Annotated in this window: 1 pseudogene; it reads right to left on the bottom strand. The window is 68.1% G+C overall.

What is annotated here, in order from left to right:
- A pseudogene (locus AC0IW9_RS32165) lies at window positions 1-232 on the bottom strand (TonB-dependent siderophore receptor); the annotation flags it as partial.

Here is a 232-nt window from a genome sequence, read left to right as displayed (position 1 = left end):
AGATGCTGGAGGCCAGGCCTGTGGCGGTGGAGACATAGGCATTGCCCGCTTCCTGCTGGACGCCGGTAAAGGCCGCGTTGACGGTATGGCCCACGCCCAGCCGGTTGAACCGCCAGTTCAGGCCGGCGGTCCCGCTGACGGTCCTGGAGGAGGAATCGTAGAAGGCGTTGGTGCCCCGGCAAGTGCCGTCCTCGGCGACGCCCGGGGATGAGCCGGGGAAGACCTGCTGGGT

The organism is Belnapia sp. AC561 (assembly GCF_979252845.1).
This window is presented reverse-complemented; position numbering and strand designations above follow the sequence as displayed.